At 68.9% G+C, this 20,196-nt stretch carries 20 protein-coding genes; 8 read left to right on the top strand and 12 right to left on the bottom strand.

Annotated features, from left to right (window positions below; all coding sequences use genetic code 11):
• Positions 1-37: 37 nt before the first annotated feature.
• The gene (locus tag J7E87_RS26625; RefSeq protein WP_215097086.1) at positions 38-1,378 is read left to right on the top strand and encodes a hypothetical protein; all 1,341 of its coding nucleotides are present in this window, start codon (positions 38-40) and stop codon (positions 1,376-1,378) included.
• Positions 1,378-2,001: a class I SAM-dependent methyltransferase gene (locus tag J7E87_RS26630; protein WP_215097087.1), complete on the top strand. Its 624-nt coding sequence runs from the start codon at positions 1,378-1,380 to the stop codon at positions 1,999-2,001. Before J7E87_RS26625 ends, J7E87_RS26630 begins: the two co-directional genes overlap by 1 nt.
• On the opposite strand, the gene J7E87_RS26635 is transcribed toward J7E87_RS26630, so the two are convergent.
• The 3 genes from J7E87_RS26635 to J7E87_RS26645 form a co-directional block, all read right to left on the bottom strand.
• A complete protein-coding gene (locus J7E87_RS26635) occupies positions 2,002-2,223 on the bottom strand; it encodes a DUF397 domain-containing protein (RefSeq protein ID WP_215097088.1) in 222 nt (73 codons plus the stop codon).
• A complete protein-coding gene (locus tag J7E87_RS26640; RefSeq protein ID WP_215097089.1) occupies positions 2,220-3,041 on the bottom strand; it encodes a helix-turn-helix transcriptional regulator in 822 nt (273 codons plus the stop codon). The genes J7E87_RS26635 and J7E87_RS26640 overlap by 4 nt, the downstream gene beginning before the upstream one ends.
• 149 nt (positions 3,042-3,190) lie before the next feature.
• On the bottom strand, positions 3,191-3,814 hold the full coding sequence (locus J7E87_RS26645) for a YceI family protein (RefSeq protein WP_215097090.1): 624 nt from the start codon (positions 3,812-3,814) through the stop codon (positions 3,191-3,193).
• Positions 3,815-4,074: 260 nt separating this feature from the next.
• Here J7E87_RS26645 and J7E87_RS26650 point away from each other — a divergent pair, with 260 nt between their 5' ends.
• Positions 4,075-4,587, top strand: a complete 513-nt coding sequence (locus tag J7E87_RS26650; RefSeq protein ID WP_215097091.1) for a hypothetical protein — start codon at positions 4,075-4,077, stop codon at positions 4,585-4,587.
• 103 nt (positions 4,588-4,690) lie between these two features.
• On the opposite strand, the gene J7E87_RS26655 is transcribed toward J7E87_RS26650, so the two are convergent.
• Positions 4,691-5,902, bottom strand: coding sequence for a glycoside hydrolase family 64 protein (locus tag J7E87_RS26655; RefSeq protein ID WP_215097197.1), 1,212 nt, complete (start codon positions 5,900-5,902; stop codon positions 4,691-4,693).
• Positions 5,903-6,044: 142 nt separating this feature from the next.
• On the opposite strand from J7E87_RS26655, the gene J7E87_RS26660 reads away from it, so the two are divergent.
• The 4 genes from J7E87_RS26660 (at position 6,045) to J7E87_RS26680 (ending at position 8,898) form a co-directional block, all read left to right on the top strand.
• The gene (locus tag J7E87_RS26660) at positions 6,045-6,311 is read left to right on the top strand and encodes a hypothetical protein (RefSeq protein ID WP_215097208.1); all 267 of its coding nucleotides are present in this window, start codon (positions 6,045-6,047) and stop codon (positions 6,309-6,311) included.
• Positions 6,312-6,314: 3 nt separating this feature from the next.
• A complete protein-coding gene (locus J7E87_RS35985) occupies positions 6,315-6,920 on the top strand; it encodes a polysaccharide lyase beta-sandwich domain-containing protein (RefSeq protein ID WP_285427406.1) in 606 nt (201 codons plus the stop codon).
• Between the two features lie 154 nt (positions 6,921-7,074).
• Complete coding sequence (locus J7E87_RS26675; RefSeq protein ID WP_215097094.1) at positions 7,075-8,658, top strand: acyl-CoA carboxylase subunit beta; 1,584 nt, start codon at positions 7,075-7,077, stop codon at positions 8,656-8,658.
• A gap of 27 nt (positions 8,659-8,685) precedes the next feature.
• Entirely contained in the window at positions 8,686-8,898 is a 213-nt protein-coding gene (locus J7E87_RS26680) for an acyl-CoA carboxylase subunit epsilon (RefSeq protein ID WP_175299469.1), read from the top strand.
• A 265-nt stretch (positions 8,899-9,163) separates the two neighbouring features.
• Here the strand turns inward: J7E87_RS26680 and J7E87_RS26685 are convergent, their stop codons facing one another.
• The 8 genes from J7E87_RS26685 to J7E87_RS26720 form a co-directional block, all read right to left on the bottom strand.
• Entirely contained in the window at positions 9,164-9,745 is a 582-nt protein-coding gene (locus J7E87_RS26685) for an ATP/GTP-binding protein (protein WP_215097095.1), read from the bottom strand.
• Positions 9,726-10,292 carry a DUF742 domain-containing protein gene (locus tag J7E87_RS26690; RefSeq protein ID WP_215097096.1) on the bottom strand — a complete coding sequence of 189 codons (567 nt, stop codon included), beginning with the start codon at positions 10,290-10,292 and terminating at the stop codon, positions 9,726-9,728. Before J7E87_RS26690 ends, J7E87_RS26685 begins: the two co-directional genes overlap by 20 nt.
• A 96-nt stretch (positions 10,293-10,388) precedes the next feature.
• Positions 10,389-10,802, bottom strand: coding sequence for a roadblock/LC7 domain-containing protein (locus tag J7E87_RS26695; RefSeq protein WP_053725133.1), 414 nt, complete (start codon positions 10,800-10,802; stop codon positions 10,389-10,391).
• A 10-nt stretch (positions 10,803-10,812) separates the two neighbouring features.
• Positions 10,813-13,962, bottom strand: coding sequence for a nitrate- and nitrite sensing domain-containing protein (locus tag J7E87_RS26700; RefSeq protein WP_374195230.1), 3,150 nt, complete (start codon positions 13,960-13,962; stop codon positions 10,813-10,815).
• Between the two features lie 349 nt (positions 13,963-14,311).
• Entirely contained in the window at positions 14,312-14,893 is a 582-nt protein-coding gene (locus J7E87_RS26705; RefSeq protein ID WP_215097098.1) for an ATP/GTP-binding protein, read from the bottom strand.
• Positions 14,874-15,281 carry a DUF742 domain-containing protein gene (locus tag J7E87_RS26710; RefSeq protein ID WP_215097099.1) on the bottom strand — a complete coding sequence of 136 codons (408 nt, stop codon included), beginning with the start codon at positions 15,279-15,281 and terminating at the stop codon, positions 14,874-14,876. The genes J7E87_RS26705 and J7E87_RS26710 overlap by 20 nt, the downstream gene beginning before the upstream one ends.
• A 128-nt stretch (positions 15,282-15,409) precedes the next feature.
• Entirely contained in the window at positions 15,410-15,823 is a 414-nt protein-coding gene (locus J7E87_RS26715) for a roadblock/LC7 domain-containing protein (RefSeq protein WP_005311457.1), read from the bottom strand.
• A gap of 9 nt (positions 15,824-15,832) precedes the next feature.
• Positions 15,833-19,387 (bottom strand): nitrate- and nitrite sensing domain-containing protein, encoded by a 3,555-nt coding sequence (locus J7E87_RS26720; RefSeq protein ID WP_215097100.1) that lies wholly within the window; start codon positions 19,385-19,387, stop codon positions 15,833-15,835.
• Between the two features lie 546 nt (positions 19,388-19,933).
• Here J7E87_RS26720 and J7E87_RS26725 point away from each other — a divergent pair.
• Positions 19,934-20,140, top strand: a complete 207-nt coding sequence (locus J7E87_RS26725; protein ID WP_215097209.1) for a hypothetical protein — start codon at positions 19,934-19,936, stop codon at positions 20,138-20,140.
• Positions 20,141-20,196: the final 56 nt, after the last annotated feature.

A 20,196-nucleotide genomic window follows, 5' to 3' on the forward strand; every position in this document is an offset into this window, starting at 1 on the left:
ATGTCCGAATTCGTACCCATTCGGGTAGCGTCAAGGTATGAAGACCAGGCTGCTTACCGCACTGTCCGGTCTGCTGCTTGCCTTCTCGGCCACCGCCCTCGTCGCGGCCCCGGAAGTCCTCGCAGCCACCGGCCCCGAAACCGTGGCCGAAGCCCTCAAGCAGAGCCCCGTGTACGTCGATCCGCGCGCCGCCGGCCAGCTGTCCAGCGCCGAAGCGGACTCCCTCGCGAAGAAGATCAAGGACGCGGACAAGCCGCTGTTCGTGGCCGTCCTGCCGGCCGGGACGGCGGAGTTCCCGCCGAACACGGTCATGCAGAACCTCCGCACCGAGACCGGCATCACCGGTCTGTACGCCGTCCGCCTCGGCGACGGCTTCAACGCGGGCGCTGACCGTAGCGTCATGTCCGAACAGGCCGTGCGGAACCTGGTCACCGCGGTCAAGACACCCCCCGGCGCCGACGCCGCCACCCAGCTGAACAACTTCGTCGACCAGGCACTGCCCCAGCTGCGCGGCAGCGCCCCCGCCTCCTGGGGTTCGGCCCCCGACGAAGGCGTGAACGTCGGCAGCCTGATCACGGTTGGCGCGGTCGCCGCCGCCGGCGGCGCGGGCGTGTACAGCGTGATCCGCCGCAACCGCCGCAAGCGGTATGAGGCGGAGCAAGCCGCCCTCGACAAGCTGCGCGTGGTCGTCGACGAGGACATCACCGCGTTCGGCGAGGAGCTGGACCGGCTGGACTTCCACCCCTCGGAGAAGGGCGCGAACGACGCGATGCGCGCCGACTACGAGCGCGCACTCGACTCGTACGACAAGGCGAAGTCGCTGATGGGGTCGGCCGAGCACCCCAGTGACGTACGCGGGGTCACGCAGGCCCTGGAGGACGGCCGGTACTCACTGGCCGCCCTGGACGCGCGCCGTACGGGGCAGTCCGTGCCGGAGCGCCGGGCGCCCTGCTTCTTCGACCCGCGCCACGGTCTCTCGGTCGCCGACATGACCTGGACCCCGGCGGGCGCCACGTCCCGCGAGGTCCCGGTCTGCGCCGCCGACAAGGCTCGTCTCGAGGACGGCCAGGACCCGATGGGCCGCATGGTCGAGACGGAGTCCGGCCGTCGCCCGTACTGGGAGGCGGGTCCGGCGTACGGCCCCTGGGCGGGCGGCTACTTCGGCGGCGGGCTGCTGCCGGGCCTGCTGGTGGGCACCTTGCTGGGCAACATGCTCGCCAGTCCGGCGTACGCGGCGGACTACGGCGGCGGTGAGTTCAGCGGCGGCGACTACTCGGGCGCCGACTTCAACTCCTCCGACTTCGACGGGGGAGGGGGCTGGGGCGGCGGCGGAGACTTCGGCGGCGGCGGCGGCTTCGACGGCGGCGGCGGCTTCTAGTGGGGTACTACGCCGAGCGGGTCGTGCCGCGGATCGTCAACGTCGCCTGCGGGGTCAAGGCAGCCGAACCGCTACGACGCCGCGTCTGCGAGGGCCTGGCGGGCGAAGTGATCGAGATCGGATTCGGTTCGGGGCACAACGTCCCCTTCTACCCGGCGGCCGTCACCGGCGTGACCGCGATCGAGCCGTCCGATGTCGGATGGCGACTTGCCGGCGAACGCGTCAGGGCGGCGAGCGTCCCGGTGCGGCGCGCCGGTCTGGACGGCCAGTCCCTGCCGTTCCAGGACGACAGTTTTGATGCCGCCCTGTCCACCTGGACGCTGTGCACCATCCCCGACGCCGTTGCCGCCCTGCGCGAGGTGCGTCGCGTACTCAGGCCCGGAGGGACCTTGCACTTCCTGGAGCATGGGCTGGCCCCGGAAGAGGACGAAAACGTACGCCGCTGGCAACGACGGCTCGAACCGATGGAGAAACGGCTCTTCGGCGGGTGCCACCTCACGCGGCCGACCGTCGACATGCTGACGACCGCGGGGTTCACGATCACGGCGCTCGACGTCTTCTACGAGGAGGGCGCGCCGAAGTTCATGGGCGCCGACTCCCTCGGCACCGCCCTGTCTCCGTAGTCAGCGCTCGGCGACGAAGGCGGCCCAGGCTGCCTGGACGACGGTGAGGACCGGTCCGGCGGGGTTCTTGGAGTCACGGATGTGGACGGCGAGGGGGTGGGCTGCGACCTCGACGCAGTCGCCGCCGGCGTCGCTGCTGTAGCTCGACTTCCGCCAGTCGTACGCGACTTCGACGCAGTCCCCGCCCTCGCTGCCGCTGTAACTGGACTTGAACCAGTTCATGACTCTCCTAGCAGATCGTCCAGCAGTCCCATGCTCTCCGCGGGGGAGAGGGCCTGCGAACGCAGCATCCCATATTTCTGCTGGTACACACTGACCTCGGCGGGGTCATCGACGAGGAAGCTGATCCGCTGCCCCTCGATATAGGCGAGTTGATCGTGGTCGGGGGTCTCCAGCAGCACCAACGGCCCGTCGAGAGCGGCGTGTGTCTCCCGGTCCGTCGGCATGATCTGGAGCCCCAGGAAGGGGAGTTCCGCGCAGCGCCGCAGATGCTGGTTCTGTGCGCGCAGCACCTGCCGCCCGCCGATGGGCCGTTGCAGGATGGACTCCTCCAGCAGGAAGTTCACCATCGGCCGGGGCTTGCGCTCGAAGACCTTCTGCCGGGTCAGCCGGGCCTGGACCCACTCCTCCAACTGGTCCTCGTCCAGGGGCGGATAGAGACAGGAGAACACCGCCCGTGCGTACTCCTCGGTCTGGAGCAGCCCGGGCACAGCCTGGGTCTGGTACGAGAGCAGAGTCAACGCCTCCTGCTCGTGGTCGACGAAGTCCTGCGCGAACGCGGGGAACCGCTCCCGCTCCGGCACCTTCTCGACAGCGGTCTGCAACGCCTTCTTCGTGTCGAGCAGTTCGTCGAGCCTGATCGCGAAATCCAGCTTCAGCGGTCTGCGGCCCTGCTCGATCGAGGCGACGGTCTCCTCGTGCATCCCGAACGCGTCCGCCAGCCCGGCCTGGGTCAGCCGGGCCTCCCTGCGGAAGACCGCGAGCTGTGCGCCGATCACGTGCCACGAGGTGATCCTCTTGGACCTTTTCGCTGAGTGCATGCGCACGCTCTTCCCACTACGAAGCGCGTACGACCCATCACGACCCGTACAAAATCGCTGTACGGGCATGACCGAGCGCCCGCCCCGGCCGTGGGGGGACGGCAGGGCGGGCGCGCTCAGGGGGTCGGCTCAGCGGGTCGGGCCGACCGTCAGGCGGCGGCCTTGATCGCGGAGATGTCGAAGGTCAGCTTGACCTTGTCGCTGACCATGACGCCGCCGGTCTCCAGAGCCGCGTTCCAGGTCAGGCCCCAGTCGGAGCGCAGGATCTCGGCGCTGCCCTCGAAGCCGACTCGCTCGTTGCCGTAGACATCGGTGGCGGAGCCGTTGAACTCCAGGTCGATGGCGAGCGGACGCGTGACGTCCTTGATCTTCAGGTCGCCGGTGATGCGGTACGAGTCGCCGCCCAGCTGCTCCGCGTGCGTCGAGCGGAACGTCATCAGCGGGAACTTCTCGGCCTCGAAGAAGTCGCCGGTGCGCAGGTGGGAGTCACGGTCCGCGATGCCCGTGTCGACGCTGGCGATCTGCACGTCGATCTCGGCGGTGGAGTGCTGGGGGTCCGTGCCGTTCAGCTGCAGGCTGCCCGAGAAGTCGCCGAACGAGCCGCGGACGTTGGTCACCATCGCGTGCCGGACGGTGAAGCCGATGCTGCTGTGGGCGGGGTCGATGGCGTATTCGCCGGTCAGCGCGGTCAGCGCGGGGTCGACGTCGCGCTTGGCGGTGGGGGTGGTGGCCGTGGTGGTGGCGGTGTCGGTCTTCCGGTTGAAGAGACCCATGACGCACTCCTTGGGGGATGTGGTGGCGTGTTGTTTAAGCTTCAACGGAGTCGACTCTAAAGCTATTCCGTTTAAAGTTCAACATCTTCCACATCTTCTTTGAGGGTTCACCCAGAGGTACGCAGCAGCCCTCTGGCGGACGCGCGTAGAACTCGGGCACCATCTCCTTGCTCCACCTGCACAGCCGTCCCACCGGAATGCACGGTCCTCACCGGAACGCACAGTCCTCAACGGTCATCAGCAGGAGGGATCTCCCCGCCATGAAAATCCGCACCGCACTCAGCGCGCTCACGCTCGTCTCGGGCGCGCTCTTCGCCCCCGGAGTCGGCGTCATCAGCGGCGCGACCGAAGCGCACGCCGCCACCAAGATCAGCCACGCCACGGCGACCTCGATGTTCCGCTCGTCCGGGATCACCTGGTCCTCGTCGGGCGGATGCTCCGACCGCAACAACCCGACGTGTACGTCCTTCGAGCAGCTCAACCTCGCCAGCGCGAAGGGAGCACAGACCCTCAAGAGCGCGAGCGGCTGTGCGCTCAACATCACCGGTGGCACGGAGACCGGGCACGCGGGCGGCACGTACTCGCACTGGAACGGCTACAAGCTCGACTACAGCAAGTACACCTGCGTCGGGAACTACATCAGGAACACCTTCACCTACATCGGCGCGCGTCCCGGCGACGGTGCCCCGCAGTGGAGGTCGGGCTCCGGGAACATCTACGCGGACGAGGGCAACCACTGGGATGTGACGTACTACAACTGCGGCGGCTGCTGAGCCGGTGCGGACGTGCGGATGCCCGGCCGGTTCCCCCATGCCGGCCGGGCATCCGTCCGCGTCGCGAGCCGAGGCTCACGGCCCGAAAGTCAGGATCCGAAAGTCAGGATCCGACCGTCAGCGTGAAGCGCCGCGGGTTGCCGTCGTGCGCCGCGCCGGAAACGTCCGGCCGGCCGTCCGGGCGGACGTCGTCGTACGGGAAGGCGTAGCCGATCGGAGTGTTGGCGTGCACGGCCCGGGAGAAGTGGTTCGTCGCCGGGTCGCGGTAGTAGTCGGCCGAGGTCGCCCCGTTGGGCTGGTCGGGGTGGGTCAGCAGGGTCGTCCGGTTGAAGCCGGCGGCGAGCCTGGCCAGCAGGCCCTTCTTGTCGTCGGAGTCGCCGGGGTTGTTGGCGAAGGGGCCGTGGTTGCAGGTGAAGATGTCCTTCGAGGTGGGCTTGGCGAAGGTGTGGCCGCCGGTGAAGGTCAGTACGTCGCCGCTCACCCGCCCGGTGCGCACGCCCCGGCCGCCCTGGAGGTCGATCCGCAGATCGGTGGAGCGGTACTTGTCCCACACCTGGTTGATGTAGTTGTCGAAGACGTTCCGGAAGGGCATTTCGGCGGGGCGGTCGAAGAAGGGCGCCATCAGGTTCTGCGGCGAGATGACCCGTAGCACCTGGCCGCCTGAGCCGCGGATGACCAGCTTGTCCCAGGGCCGGCCGTCGCGGCCCGCCTGGGCCACGAGTTCGTCGGCGATCTTCTGGAGCGCGCCGTTCGGCAGTGTGGCGACCGTGTGGGTGGCGTCGCCGGTCAGCGTGAGGCCGATGGGCAGGGCCGTCACCAGGTCGACGTAGCTGATGTTGGCGTACAGCTGTGTCTGGTTGAAGGTGAACTCCGCGAAGGACCAGGTGCGGCCGTAGTTGGCGTCGGAGGGGGTCGCGAAGGCCGGCTCGACCAGGGCGGGGCCCGGGTTGACGAAGAAGTCCAGCTTGCTGTCGCGTACGAAATAGACGCGGGCGCCGAACATCTGAGGCAGGGTCAGTACGACCGGGCCCGCGCCCGCCGCGCGCAAGGGGATGGCGCAGTCGACGGGGAGCGGGGTCTGTGGCGCGGAGGGGGACTCGGGGTAGTAGACCCCGCCACCCGGGCGGAGCAGCACCCAGCGTCCGGTGCCCTGCTCGTGGCCGGTGACATAGGCGTTGACCTGACCGGGCAACGACCTGTTCTCCACGGCCAGTTCGCAGGTGGGGGGTGCGGCCTTGGCTCGGGGGCTGAGAGCGCTTCCCCAGGCGGGATAGGTGAGTGCGGTGACGGCCGCGGCAGTGCCGGACAGGAACATTCTGCGGGAAATCACGGATGAACTCCTGTACTTGTGGGGGTGTCCACCACTCTTGCGACGGCGGGAGCGGGCGTCAATAGATGTGACTGAGAGCGCTCTCAGAATCTTCGCCGCTTCATAAGTTGTCGCTCCCGGAGGGGACTTGGACTTACGCGCGGCGGTGGTCGGACTGCTTGCCGCCGCCTCCAAGTCGGTGGGCGGGGTGAGCGACGGAGAGTTCGCGGCCGGCGGCCGGCATCTGCTCAACCTCGGCTTCACCTTTGAGTCCCGCAGTCGTGGTCTGCGTCGCCGGCGAGTCTGCGTCGCCGGCGAGGGCGTCTGCCGTGACGCGGTATCACGAGCAGCGACCGGGTGCCTGTCCGAACGGTCGTCGACATCCGCAACCTGGGCGAGGGCGGCGGCGCCCTGACCGTTGATTCCCGCTGGGCCCACCTCGACGGCCCCGGCGGCTGGATCTTCCCCGGCGGCACCGGGCGGCTGCGCGCCCTGCGCGAGGACCGTACGGGCGCCTGGAGCGACATCCACCCCAACCAGCTCCACCGAAGCGCGTCCCTCGCCTCCCTCACACCCTCTGGCTCGACCACGGCACCGCCCCGGTGGACGGCTAGTACCGCGTGCCTGCCGCCGCCGGGAGCGAGCCGCCGCACCGTCACCGCACGCGCCCGCGACGGCCGTCGGGTGGAGATCCGCCAACAGCGGCGGGGCCTGGCAGGCGGTCGCTGTCCGCTCGCCGGGACTGATGACCGCGGACTTCTGGCAGCCCGGTACCGTGGGGCCGCTCACCGCGTCCGCGCCGGCGAGCGCCCTCGTTCGGAGTAATCACCGCACGGCAATTCTTCATATCAGCGAGCCGCCGCGTACCGGGGTGCCGCCGGAGATCACCCGGCACCACCCCGTGCCCGAGGTGAACAGCGAGGATGTGTCCGTCGAGGTGCTCGCCACCGGCCGGTCGACGCGGCTGCGAATCACCTCGGGCGCCGCTGGAGCGGCCCACCACTGTGAGGTGGCCCTCAGGTGAACGCCTTGTTGAACCTCCACAAAGCTTGGTGGCCGTGAGCTGGTACTAGGGCTGCAGTACGCGATGGTTCTGTCAAAGTGCGACAGGAGAAAGGTCCGGAGACTGTACGGAGTCAACGGCAGGGTTTTCTTGGTCGGATCCGTAGGGTCAATGCATGACCGTTTTGGACGAGACCACCGGCGAGCCGAACGACGCGCGTGGGCGTGTGGCCGAGCTGCACGCCCTTCGCGACGAGGCGCGCCGCGGCCCCAGCGACCGTGCGACCCAGGCGCAGCACGCCAAGGGCAAGCTGACGGCGCGCGAGCGCATCGCGCTGCTGCTGGACGAGGGTTCGTTCAGGGAGGTCGAGCAGCTGCGTCGGCACCGGGCGACCGGATTCGGCCTGGAGGCCAAGAAGCCGTACACCGACGGTGTCATCACCGGCTGGGGCACGGTCGAGGGCCGCACGGTGTTCGTCTACGCGCACGACTTCCGGATCTTCGGCGGTGCGCTGGGCGAGGCGCACGCCACCAAGATCCACAAGATCATGGACATGGCCATCTCGGCCGGGGCTCCGCTGGTCTCCCTGAACGACGGCGCGGGCGCCCGTATCCAGGAGGGCGTCTCCGCGCTCGCCGGCTATGGCGGCATCTTCCAGCGCAACACCCGCGCCTCCGGTGTCATCCCGCAGATCAGCGTGATGCTCGGCCCGTGCGCGGGCGGCGCGGCCTACTCGCCGGCCCTCACCGACTTCGTGTTCATGGTCCGCGACACCTCGCAGATGTTCATCACCGGGCCTGACGTCGTCAAGGCCGTCACCGGTGAGGAGATCAGCCAGAACGGCCTGGGCGGCGCGGACGTCCACGCCGAGACCTCGGGCGTCGCGCACTTCGCGTACGACGACGAGGAGACCTGCATCGCCGAGGTCCGCTACCTGCTGGCGATGCTCCCTTCCAACAACCGCGAGAACCCGCCGGTCGCCCACGCCGAGGACCCCGCGGACCGGCGCTCCGACGTCCTGCTGGACCTGGTGCCCGCCGACGGGAACCGCCCGTACGACATGCACAAGGTCATCGAGGAGCTCGTCGACGACGGCGACTACCTCGAGATCCACGAGCGCTGGGCCCGCAACATCATCTGCGCCCTGGCCCGGCTCGACGGTCAGGTGGTGGGCATCGTCGCCAACCAGCCGCAGTCCCTGGCCGGTGTGCTGGACATCGAAGCCTCCGAGAAGGCCGCACGGTTTGTACAAATGTGCGATGCTTTCAATATTCCGATCATCACGCTTCTGGACGTGCCCGGCTTCCTGCCGGGCGTCGACCAGGAGCACGGTGGAATCATCCGGCACGGTGCGAAGCTGCTGTATGCGTACTGCAACGCCACCGTTCCGAGGATCTCGCTGATCCTCCGCAAGGCGTACGGCGGTGCCTACATCGTCATGGACTCCCAGTCCATCGGTGCGGACCTGACCTACGCCTGGCCGACCAACGAGATCGCGGTGATGGGCGCCGAGGGTGCCGCCAATGTCATCTTCCGCAGGCAGATCGCCGAGGCCGAGGACCCCGAGGCCATGCGCATCCGCATGGTCAAGGAGTACAAGGCCGAGCTGATGCACCCCTATTACGCGGCGGAGCGCGGCCTGGTCGACGACGTCATCGACCCGGCCGAGACCCGCGAGGTGCTGATCGCATCTCTCGCGATGCTCCGTACGAAGCACGCCGACCTGCCGTCCCGCAAGCACGGCAACCCCCCGCAGTAATCCTGCGAAGACTGGAGCCCGAAAGTCATGACCACTCCTGCCGAGTTGTCCGCGTCGCTGCTGCGCGTGGAGAAGGGTCACGCCGACCCTGAGGAACTGGCCGCGATCACCGCGGTACTGCTTGCCCGCGCGGCGGCTCAGTCCGAGAACGGCCCTGCGCGCCGGGGCTGCTCCGCGGCGGGCTGGCGCCGCCTGGAGCGCCAGCGGGGGTTCCGCACGGCGCACAGCTGGCAGGGCTGAGGCTGCTGCCTGCTGCCACGTACGTAGGCCCCAGCGCTCTGTACGGGCGCTGGGGCCTCTTGCTGTCCGCACTGCGGCCCGGCCCCGGGCCGCAGTGCCTCAGTCTCGCCCGGACCTCGTCCGAGGGGATCCCCACAGGGCTTGTTTTCGCCTCAGGCGCCGACGGGGCTCGATCGCGGGCTTGGTGCAGGAACAGCAGGACGCCCTCGCGCTCCATGCAGGAGGCGAGGGCGTCCTCGAAAGGGACATGCGACCGCGGTACCGGCTACCGCAGGCGGGCCATCAGTGCGTGCTCGACCAGCGTGATCAGCGCGCTCTTCGCGTCCGCGCGGTGGCGGGCGTCGGTCGTGATGATCGGCGTGTCGGGGCCGATCTGGAGTGCTTCGCGCACTTCCTCAGGGTTGTACGGCTGGTGTCCCTCGAAGCCGTTGAGGGCGACGACGAACGGCAGGCCGCTGTTCTCGAAGTAGTCGACCGCGGGGAAGCAGTCCGCGAGACGACGCGTGTCCACGAGCACCACCGCGCCGATCGCACCGCGGACCAGGTCGTCCCACATGAACCAGAACCGGTCCTGTCCGGGCGTGCCGAACAGGTACAGGATCAGGTCCTGGTCCAGGGTGATACGGCCGAAGTCCATGGCCACCGTCGTGGTGGTCTTGTCCCCGGTGTGGGTCAGGTCGTCGATGCCCGCGGACGCGCTCGTCATGACGGCTTCGGTACGCAGCGGGTTGATCTCCGAGACGGCGCCGACGAACGTGGTCTTACCCACGCCGAAGCCGCCCGCCACCACGATCTTTGCGCTGGTGGTTGAGCGGGCTGCACCGCCACTAGAGCTTGCGAAGTCCACTGAGCACCCTTTCGAGCAGTGTCACGGCTGGCTGGCCGCCGGCGGACTCGTCGCCGCCGGGCTGGTGAATGGCGACAAGTCCGGCCTCCGCCAGGTCGGCGACGAGGATCCGGGCAACGCCGAGGGGAATGGTGAGAAGAGCCGAGATCTCGGCGACCGACTTGATCTCGATGCACAGTCGGCAGATCCGCTGATGCTCGGGCAACTGCCCTTGCATCCTTGACGGATCGGCCGTGGTGCTGACCAGTGCCTCGATGGCGAGCTGGTATCGCGGCCGGGTCCGGCCGCCGGTCATGGCGTACGGGCGCACCAACGGGTTGTGCGTGCCCGTAGGGGGTGCGGACTCCGGCGCCCGCCGCTGCACCGGCTGGATCCGGGGCTGCTGCGGCTGGCCGTACGACGGGTCGTACGGCGGCTGCGGCTGCTGGTAGGGCTGCTGGGCGCCCTGTCTGCTCGGCGCGGAGGGAAAGTTGAAGCGGTTCTGTGAGTGATCACCCGGCGGTTGGTGAGCACCGTCATAAGGGCGTCCGCCCGGGGGTGTTGCCACGTTTCCTCCTCCGACTGCCGGTCGCCGGTCCATGTCCCTGTGGAGCCGCGCCACCGCACCCTATGGTGCGGTGGCGTGAAACGCACTGTCTGTCTGTTAGTTGAGAAGACTTCCCTGGAGCTCCGCACGAAGGTCCGGAGTCAACACACTGCCCGCACGGTCCACCAGCAGAGCCATCTCGTAACCCACGAGACCGATGTCGGCCTCCGGGTGTGCGAGTACAGCAAGCGAGGAACCGTCGGAGACGGACATGATGAAGAGGAAGCCGCGCTCCATCTCCACCACCGTCTGGTTGACCGCGCCACCTTCGAAGATCCGGGACGCCCCCGCGGTAAGCGAGGTCAGCCCGGAGGCGACCGCCGCCAGCTGATCGGCTCGGTCCCGCGGGAAACCTTCGGACATCGCCAGCAGGAGTCCGTCGGCGGAGACCACCACGGTGTGGGACACCCCAGGGGTGTTGTCCACGAAGTTGGTGATCAACCAGTTCAGATTCTGCGCCGCCTGGCTCATCGGGCTCACACTAACGCTCCTGGTTGTAGGTACTGCCCGAGCCGAAGCCCGGTCCGTTCGTGTCCGTTCCCGCGCTGCGTCCCTGCTGGACGCCGCGCCGCAGGTTGCTCAACCTGCCCCGTACGTCCTCCGGGCTGCGGGAGACCTGGGGGCCGCCCTGCGGCGTCTGCTCCGCGGTGCCCTCGACGAGGTTGGCCTTGGGTACTCGCCGGGGCAGACCGGAGGGGGTGACCCCTCCCGCCTTCGGGTCGCGGAGCTTCTCCGCCCGCTGCCAGCGCTGGTCGTTGGTCGAGCGCCAGTCCTCGGGGCCGGCGCCGTTGCTGCCGGCCACCTCGACCTGACCGCTCTGCGGAGCTTGCTGGGCCTGCTCGGCGGGCTGCTGCCACTGCTGCTGGGGCTGCGGCTGTTGGGTGTTGCCGCGCCGCGGCAGACCGGCGCCGGTCCGCGTGTGGCTGCTGCTCGGAGAGGGTCCCGGACGGTCGAAGCCTACGCGCTCGGGGGAGTTCGTGGGACCACCAGCGGAAGATTCCGATTCGGCCCTGTACTCCGGCTCGTACGTACTTTGGTACGTACCTTGTTCCGGCCACCCTGCCTGGTGGGACTGGGTGTCGAACTGCCCGTCGTACTGCGGCTCCGGCGTCTGTGGAGCCTGGTAGTTGGCTTCCGGATATGCGGATCCCTGGTGCTCCTGGGGCCCCGGGTAGCTGCCTTGCTGCTGGTAGCCGTCGTACGCCTGCGGCTGCTCCTGGGCGTACTCCTGCGAGTAGTCCTGGCCGTACTCGGGGGCGTACTGCTGCTGCTCCTGGGAGTAGTCCGTCTCGTCCCGGTAGAGCGGGTGCTCGCCGCCATGAGCCTGTGCTTCGAGCGCCGCACGGCGCTCTTCGCGCTGAAGCGAGCGGCCCACCGGGTCGAGCTGGCCCTCTGAGGCGTCCTCGTAGCGGGAGTCGTCGAAGCCGAGCTCCGCTGCGGTGCGCATCGGGGCACTCTGGAGCGGGGCGGGCTCGAAGACCTGCTGCTCCGGAATGATCTGGGAGACCGTGAAGTCGTCCTCGGGCAGCGCCTCGCCACCGCCACCGTGCGTGATGGCGTCGGGCAGCATGACCAGCGAGGTGGTGCCGGCCTGCTCGCCGGAGGGGCGCAGCTGGACGCGGACGCCGTGCCGGTCGGCGAGGCGGCCGACCACGAACAGGCCCATGCGCTGCGAGACGGCGGCGTCCACCGTCGGCGGGTTGGCCAGCTTGTGGTTGATGTCGGCGAAGTCCTCGGCGGTCAGGCCGATTCCCTTGTCGTGGATCTCGATCATCACGCGGCCGTCGGGAAGACGGGTCGCGGTGACGCGCACCTTGGTCTGCGGCGAGGAGAACGTGGTGGCGTTCTCCAGCAGCTCGGCCAGCAGGTGCACAAGGTCGGTCACGGCCTGGCCGTGGATGTCCGTCTCCGGGACGCCCGTCAGCTCGATGCGCTCGTAGGACTCCACCTCGGAAGAGGCGGCACGCAGCACGTCGACAAGCGGCACCGGCTGGTTCCAGCGGCGGCCCGGCTCCTCGCCCGCGAGGACCAGGAGGTTCTCGCCGTTGCGGCGCATACGGGTCGCCAGGTGGTCCAGCTTGAAGAGGTTCTCCAGCTGGTCCGGGTCGGCCTCGTTGTTCTCGAGGTCGGTGATCAGGGTCAGTTGGCCCTCGATCAGCGACTGGTTGCGGCGCGACAGGTTGGTGAAGATCGCGTTGACGTTGCCACGGAGCATGGCCTGCTCGGCGGCGAGCCGTACGGCCTCGCGGTGGACCTGGTCGAAGGCGCGGGCGACTTCGCCGATCTCGTCCTGGCTGTCGATCGGGATCGGCTGCACCCGGGTGTCGACGCGGCCCGGCTCGGTACGCGAGAGCTGGTCGACCAGCATCGGCAGGCGCTGCTCGGCGATGCCGAAGGCGGCGGTGCGCAGCTGGCGCATCGCGCGGCTCATCTGGCGGGCCATGAGGCTGGCCAGGATGAAGGCGGTGAGCAGGGCGAGGACGACGATGGCGCCGTTGGTGATGGCGTCGTTCTTGGCGTCGTCGGAGATCGCCGCGGCTTCTGTCACGGCCTTGTCGACGAGGTCGTTCTCGATCTCGGTGTAGCCGTCGAACTTGGCGGTGGACCCGCCCATCCAGGTCTGGGGCGTGACGTCGAGCTTCTTCAGCTCCTTGGGGCTCAGCCCCTCGCCGATCTTGAGGGACATGCCGGCCAGGACCTGGCCCTTCTCGTCCCGCGGCGGGTTGAGGCCCAGCGCCTGGAGCTGCTTCTCGCCCGCTGCGGCCTTGCCCGCCATGACCTGCTTCAGCTTGTCCGTGTCGGCCTGGCTGCCGCCGGAGACGACCTCGCCGATCGCGATCTGCTCGAGGTAGTTGTACGAGTTGAACGCGATGGTCTGCTTGGCGCGGACGTCGTTGTCCGCGCTGGGGCGGACCAGCAGGTGCATGCCGATGGAGCGCTGGAGCGACGCGGCGGCCTTGGCGAGCTGAACCGCGTAGACAGTACGGCCGTAGGCGGTGATGTTGCCGGTGCCGAGGCCGAGCTCGTTGGAGAACTCCATCAGCGTGTGCTGGACTTTGACGTAGCCCTCTTCGGTCTTCACCGGGTCGAGGGCCTTGGTGTACGCGGCCAGGCGGAGCTTGGCGAGCGTCGGCTCCTCTGCGCGGAAGAGTCCCAGACGGCGTTCCAGACCCTGCTTGTCGGGCATGTCCTGGACGGCCAGGTCGAACTTCTTCTTCGCGGCGTCCGTCGTCCCGTACGCCTTGGTGACCTCGGGCTTCTGGCGGTCTGCCTCGCTGGTGGCGGTGAGCAGCGGCGCGGCCGTGAGGTCACGCTCGTTGAGCAGCGCCTGGCCGTACTCCGAGGCGGCGCGCACGATCAGCGCCGTCTTCTCCGCGTCCTGCGCCTCGTTCCAGGTGTCGATGGAGGACTTGACCTGGAAGCCGCCCATCACCAGCCCGACGAGCACGGGTATGAGGAGGATCGCGTTCAGACGGGTGGGCACCCGCCAGTTGCGCGGGGCCAGCCGGCTGGAGCTCCCGGCGGCGGGGGGCGGACCGGACATATCCGCAGGCGGCGCCACTGTGCGCGGCGGCGGGGTGAAGTTGCCCCGCGCCTGCTGCTCCGCGGAGCTCGTCATGCTTCGCCTCACTCGACCAACAACCTCTCGGCGTCGGCACCTACGTTGTGCCGTGTTTCGTTCAGAGCTCTACTACTCGGGAGTTCGTCGAATTCCAGCACGTCGAGTGGCCCCCTTCCAAACAGTTGGAATCAGCGATTCCGGGTGTGCAGGCCGCAGAAAAAACGGGGCATAAAGAGCGAGCCCTATCAAATCGCGGCGACAATGTGAGCGCAGTGGTACCACTCGTACGCACCGGGTGTCCGAGGCCGAATAATTCTCTGTCGAAACGTTATGAACACGAAGGCGGACCGTGTCAAAAGACGCAGCCCGCCCCCTCACAACTACGACAACTGCCTTACGTCGGCGTCCACTTGACCTTCTACTTGAGTCGCGCCATCAGTGCGTGCTCGACCAGCGTGATCAGCGCGCTCTTCGCGTCCGCGCGATGGCGGGCGTCGGTCGTGATGATCGGCGTGTCGGGGCCGATCTGGAGCGCTTCGCGTACTTCCTCAGGGTTGTACGGCTGGTGTCCCTCGAAGCCGTTGAGGGCTATCACGAACGGCAGGCCGCTGTTCTCGAAGTAGTCGACCGCGGGGAAGCAGTCCGCCAGACGACGCGTGTCCACCAGCACCACCGCGCCGATCGCACCGCGGACCAGGTCGTCCCACATGAACCAGAACCGGTCCTGTCCGGGCGTGCCGAACAGGTACAGGATCAGATCCTGGTCCAGGGTGATACGGCCGAAGTCCATGGCGACGGTGGTCGTCGTCTTGCCCGCGGTGTGGGTCAGGTCGTCGATGCCGGCCGACGCGCTCGTCATGACGGCTTCGGTACGCAGCGGGTTGATCTCCGAGACGGCGCCGACGAACGTGGTCTTACCCACGCCGAAGCCGCCCGCCACCACGATCTTCGCGCTGGTGGTTGAGCGGGCCGCACCGCCGCTAGATCTTGCGAAGTCCACTGAGCACCCTTTCGAGCAGTGTCACATCCGGCGTGCCGCCGGCCTCTCCGTTGCCCGGCTGATGGATCGCCACCATGCCCGCCTCCGCCAGGTCGGCCACGAGGATCCGGGCAACCCCGAGCGGCATCGACAGCAGCGCCGAGACCTCGGCCACCGACTTGACCTCACGGCACAGGTGGCAGATCCGCTGGTGCTCGGGGAGCAGTGTCCCGAGGTGCGCCGGGTCGGCCGTGGTGCTGACCAGCGCTTCTATCGCGAGCTGGTAGCGCGGCCGGGTCCGGCCGCCCGTCATGGCGTACGGGCGCACCAACGGCTGGTCGCCTTCAAATCCGTACGACGAGTCGGCTGAGGCGCCGTACGGATCGTGAGAGGCGGGTGGCGGGGTCATGAATCCTCCGGGCGTGACAGCAAGTGGTCGGCGTGCCGTCTGAGTGGGCCGGTGGGGGGCCTATTGGCGACCTGACGGTGGCTTTTGCGGTGACGTATGGCTGAAGCACCTGTGTGGGGTAGGCAGGTTCAGTGCAACAGGCTTCCCTGGAGCTCGGCGCGCAGGTCCGGCGTGAGGACACTGCCCGCCCGGTCCACCAGGAGAGCCATCTCGTAGCCCACGAGGCCGATGTCGCAGTCGGGGTGTGCGAGCACGGCCAACGAGGATCCGTCGGAGACGGACATGAGGAAGAGGAATCCGCGCTCCATCTCGACCACGGTCTGGCTGACCGGGCCGCCTTCGAAGATCCGGGACGCCCCCGCGGTCAGCGAGGTCAGCCCGGACGCCACAGCCGCCAGCTGGTCGGCGCGGTCGCGGGGGAATCCTTCGGACATTGCCAGCAGTAGACCGTCGGCGGAGACCACTACCGTGTGGGACACCCCAGGGGTGTTGTCCACGAAGTTGGTGATCAACCAGTTCAGATTTTGCGCCGCCTGGCTCATCGGGCTCAACTAACGCTCCTGCTGGTGGGTGGGGCCGAGGTTGAAGCTGCCGGTCGTCGAGCTGTTTTGCTGACGGCCCTGCTGAGTGCCCCGACGGAGATTGGTCAGCCGGCCGCGTACATCGTCAGGCGCACGCGAAACCTGCGGACCGGTCTGGTTGCTCTGCTCCTGAGCGGTTCCCGGCACAAGGTTGGCGCGTGGGACCCGACGGGGCAGACCAGAGGTGGTGACGCCGCCGGCCGCGGGCTTCCTGACCCGCTCGGCCTGGCGTACCAACTCGTCATTGGGCGAGGTGCGCCAGGTGGCGCCACTCGCGTTGGGCGCGTTGCCCGGGGTCACCGGGGCCTGCGCGGGGGAACGCTGCGGCATCGGCGGAACGGGACGGCTAGCCGGCTGCTGAGGCTGCTGAGGGGGCGGGCCGCCCTGCTGGCCGTTCTGCGCGCCGTGGAACCAGTTCGTCTCGAGCGTGTCGTACAGCGGCGTACGGCCGTCGCCGGGCCCGGCGGGCGGGAGCGCCTCGGGCTGCGGCTGCTGGGGCAGCGCTCCCCCATGGCCTCCGGCATGGGAGGTGCCCCCAGCGGGACGCGGCGCGGCGAAGCCGGAGTTGTCCCGGCCGCCGCGCTGGCGCGGCGGGTTGAAATCGGGCCGGGCGAACTGAGCGGTGGACGCGGGGTCCTGGGAGCCGGCAGGCGTGCCGTTCGGGTCCTGGCGGCTGTACTGGCCCGTGGACGAGGGGTCAGGCGTGCCGTACACATCGCCGCGTACGAACTGCCCGGCGGCGCCTGAAGCGGCGCCCGTGTCGGGACGTGCGAACTCCGCCGTCGAGCCGGGGCCGCGGGAGGAGTTGCTGTCCTCGTGGCCGCGCGGGACGTCCGCCGCCGGACGCTGCTGTGGGGTGGGCGGCTGCTCGTTGCCCCAGCTGGCTGCCTGCGGACGCTGCGGGCGCTGCGGCTCCTCGCGGCGGGGGTTGCCGCCGGGGAGTTCGGCGCGCGGACCGCCGGAGGGCGGCAGCTGCCGGCCTCGGTCAGCCGCGGCCGGAGCACCCTGCTTGTGGCGTGCTTCGTTACGGGCGGGAGCGCTCTGCGCCCCACGGCCGCCACTCGAGCCGAAGGCGCCGGCGAGACCGCCGCCCTGGCCCTGGCCGCCTTGCTGACCCTGACCCGGGCGCGGGGCCCCGTCACGGGACGGCAGCGCGGCAAGCGGAGCCGCACCCGCGCCGACCTGGCCGCGCGGCGCACTGGCACCGGGCCGTCCGCCCGCGGGCGCACCGCCGAGACCGGGACGGCTGCCGCCGCCGGCCCCACCGGGACCGCTGCCGGGACGGCCGCCGAGGCTCGGAGGACCGCCCTGCCCGGGGGGAACGGCGCCCTGGCCGCCCGCACCGGGCATGCCCGGTGCCTTCTTGCCGCCGTTGGCGACATCGACGGGGAGCATCACCAGCGCGGTCGTACCGCCGGAGTCGGAAGGACGCAGCTGGATGCGGATGCCGTGTCGCAGGGACAGCCGGCCGACCACGAACAGACCCATGCGGCGCGAGACCGAGACGTCCACCGTGGGCGGCGACGCCAGCCGCTCGTTGATCGCGGCGAGGTCCTCGGGGGAGAGGCCGATGCCGGTGTCGTGGATCTCGACCAGGACGCGGCCGTCGGGCAGCGCGTGGCCGGTGACGCGGACCTTGGTCTGCGGCGAGGAGAACGAGGTCGCGTTCTCGAGCAGCTCGGCGAGGAGGTGCACAAGGTCGTTGACGACGCGGCCGGCGACCTCGGTCGCGGGGACCGCGGCCAGTTCGATGCGCTCGTACTGCTCCACCTCGGAGGCGGCGGCACGGAGAACGTCGACCAGCGGGACCGGCCGGGTCCACCGGCGGCCCGGCTCCTCGCCCGCGAGGACGAGGAGGTTTTCGCCGTTCCGGCGCATACGGGTCGCGAGGTGGTCCAGCTTGAAGAGGGAGGACAGCTGGTCCGGGTCGGCCTCGCGGGACTCCAGCTCGGAGATGAGCGAGAGCTGACGCTGGATAAGGCCCTGGCTGCGGCGCGAGAGGTTGGTGAACATCGCGTTGACGTTGCCTCGCAGCAGCGCCTGCTCGGCGGCCAGCCGGACCGCCTCGCGGTGCACGTCGTCGAAGGCCGCGGCCACCTGGCCGATCTCGTCCCTGGAGTGCACACCGACCGACACGACGGAGGTGTCGACGTCCTGCGGGTCGGCCTCGGAGAGCTGCTTGACCAGCTCGGGCAGCCGGTCCTGGGCGACCTTGGTCGCGGTGTCCTGCAGCCGGCGCAGCGAGCGGATCATGGAGCGGGCCACGACGAAGGCGCCGACGAGCGAGACGCCGAGGACGACGAGGATCAGCGCACCGTTGATGATCGCGTCGCGCTGGGACTGCTCGCGCAGCTCACGGGCCTTGCCCTCCATCTGGCCGAGCAGCGTGGCCTCGATGGTCTTCATGGCGTTGATGCGGACCGAGTAGTCGTCGGTCCAGTCCAGGTGCGAGCGCTTCTCCAGGCCGGCCAGCCCGTTCCTCTTGTTCAGCGCGCGCTGGGCGTAGAGCTCGGACGCGGTGATCGTCGGGTTGCCGCTCTCCATCGGCTCGGTCAGCTCGTCGGCATTGCCGCCGGAGGCCTCGTAGACGGACTTGAAGGCCTTGAGCTGGGTCTTGCCGTTGTCCCGGGCGGCCTTGCCGTAGAGCCGGTCGTTCTCTTCGAGGCCGGGACCGGCCGAGTCGGCGCCGCCCGGGAGCGCGGCGGCGATGATCGCGCGCTGGATGGAGGCGTACTCCTTGGCGGACGAGAAGGCCGCCAGGGCGCGCGTCCGCTGGATCATGTCCGGGTTGCTGGTCGCCTGCGCCATGTCCTGGGAGAGGCTCAGCAGCGATTCGATCAGCCGGCTGTAGCCCTCAACCGTCAGGGAGTGCGGGATGCCCGGCGCGTACGCGGTCTCACGGATGCCGTTGAGCTGGTTGACCCGGACGGCGATCTCGTTCGCGTTGGCGCGGATGCTCTCCAGCGCGGCGTCCTCGTCCGTGTTGGGGATGTCACGGGTGGCTTCGAGGAACGACTTCCTGGCCCGGTCGGTGGCGGCGCGCGGTCCTGAGACCTTGAAGTCGGTGGTCTCCGTGTTGGGGTTGTTGGACAGCGGACCTGCCGACAGGTCCCGCTCCGACTGGAGCGCCTGCGCCAGCTCGGTCGCCTGCTTGGTCATCTTGGTGAGCAGCTGCATGTGATCCAGCTGCCGCATGTCGTCCATGGACTCGTTGATACGGAGTCCGCCCAGCGTGGTCGCCGCGACGACCGGCAGGGTCAGCAGGGAGACCAGACGCGTGCTGATGCGCCAGTTGCGCAGTGCTATTCGCGAACCGGTGTCCGTGGGCCCCTTCGGCTTCAGCGGGGCCTTGGACCCGTCGCCGCCGGGGGCCGCCGCGCCGGGGCGCGCGGAACGTTCACCGCTGTCGCCCGGCGCTGCCGGTCCCTGATTCTGGGTGTGCCGGGGCGAGGATCCGCGGTCGGTCCCGCCACGCGGCTCCTGTTCCGCCGCAGCGCTGCCATCCCTCTTGAAACGTCCCTGCACTAGCGTCGCAACCTCTGGACCAGGCGTCCCTCCGCTTGCGCAGTGGGACGGTGTCGGCGTCGTGGGGCGAAGAACGCGCCCCAGTGGTGGTCGTGAGTGACCGGCGCTGCTCCCCCTTCTCCGCCGCACTCGGCGCTGCGTTGCGCCCTATGCGCGCCGGACTGAAACCGCGGCGGTGCGTGGAATTCCAGCACAGTGCCGGATCTCCAACAAGGGCCATGTACCGGGCTGTGACCTGCGTGACGCGCTGTGAGCGACACATCACAAGGCGTAGAAGGGGTTCACGGATGAAACGGACTTTTGCTTACGAGTCACTTAGGGGTGGGGGGTGTCCCGGTCGCCATGATCAGGAGCGGAATGTTCCCTTCAGGGATGCAATGTCCGTTTCATTGGGGGCAGTTGGCTGTCTGAAATGACCGAATTGACTGTCAATTGGTGAGGAAACTCACATGGAGATCGCCGTCTCCCGGTGACTTTCCCGGGGAATTGAATGTTTAGCCTGACCCTTTACAGGGATGGGAAATCCGTCAACCGGCGCTCACCTGGGTGCCCGTACTCCGACAGGGTCTGAAACAGCAGATGAAGACGACGACGATGTTCCGCAACATAGCCAACCCCCGGCGCACCACCCTCGCGCATCTCAAGGACGCGGAGGAGCTGCAGACGCCGGAGCAGCTGGAGCACACGCTCGATCTTCCCACCCGGACGGCCAACCCCCGCCGCACGATCCTGGTGGATGCCCCCGCCCAGTAATACGCGAGGTGGTGTCCCCACCAATACGCGAGGCGGTCCGCGCACCCGCGTTAGCC

This window comes from Streptomyces sp. ISL-1, from assembly GCF_018614585.1.
Classification (GTDB): domain Bacteria; phylum Actinomycetota; class Actinomycetes; order Streptomycetales; family Streptomycetaceae; genus Streptomyces; species Streptomyces maoxianensis.

What these genes read in the sequence shown, in the direction of transcription:
- J7E87_RS26655 (WP_215097197.1), bottom strand. Translation starts at nt 5,902, where the DNA reads ATGTTCCTGTCCGGCACTGCCGCGGCCGTCACCGCACTCACCTATCCC.
- J7E87_RS26695 (WP_053725133.1), bottom strand. Translation starts at nt 10,802, where the DNA reads ATGAGCCAGGCGGCGCAGAATCTGAACTGGTTGATCACCAACTTCGTG.
- J7E87_RS26645 (WP_215097090.1), bottom strand. Translation starts at nt 3,814, where the DNA reads ATGGGTCTCTTCAACCGGAAGACCGACACCGCCACCACCACGGCCACC.
- J7E87_RS26635 (WP_215097088.1), bottom strand. Translation starts at nt 2,223, where the DNA reads ATGAACTGGTTCAAGTCCAGTTACAGCGGCAGCGAGGGCGGGGACTGC.
- J7E87_RS26675 (WP_215097094.1), top strand. Translation starts at nt 7,075, where the DNA reads ATGACCGTTTTGGACGAGACCACCGGCGAGCCGAACGACGCGCGTGGG.
- J7E87_RS26710 (WP_215097099.1), bottom strand. Translation starts at nt 15,281, where the DNA reads ATGACCCCGCCACCCGCCTCTCACGATCCGTACGGCGCCTCAGCCGAC.
- J7E87_RS26680 (WP_175299469.1), top strand. Translation starts at nt 8,686, where the DNA reads ATGACCACTCCTGCCGAGTTGTCCGCGTCGCTGCTGCGCGTGGAGAAG.
- J7E87_RS26640 (WP_215097089.1), bottom strand. Translation starts at nt 3,041, where the DNA reads ATGCACTCAGCGAAAAGGTCCAAGAGGATCACCTCGTGGCACGTGATC.
- J7E87_RS26625 (WP_215097086.1), top strand. Translation starts at nt 38, where the DNA reads ATGAAGACCAGGCTGCTTACCGCACTGTCCGGTCTGCTGCTTGCCTTC.
- J7E87_RS26715 (WP_005311457.1), bottom strand. Translation starts at nt 15,823, where the DNA reads ATGAGCCAGGCGGCGCAAAATCTGAACTGGTTGATCACCAACTTCGTG.
- J7E87_RS26650 (WP_215097091.1), top strand. Translation starts at nt 4,075, where the DNA reads ATGAAAATCCGCACCGCACTCAGCGCGCTCACGCTCGTCTCGGGCGCG.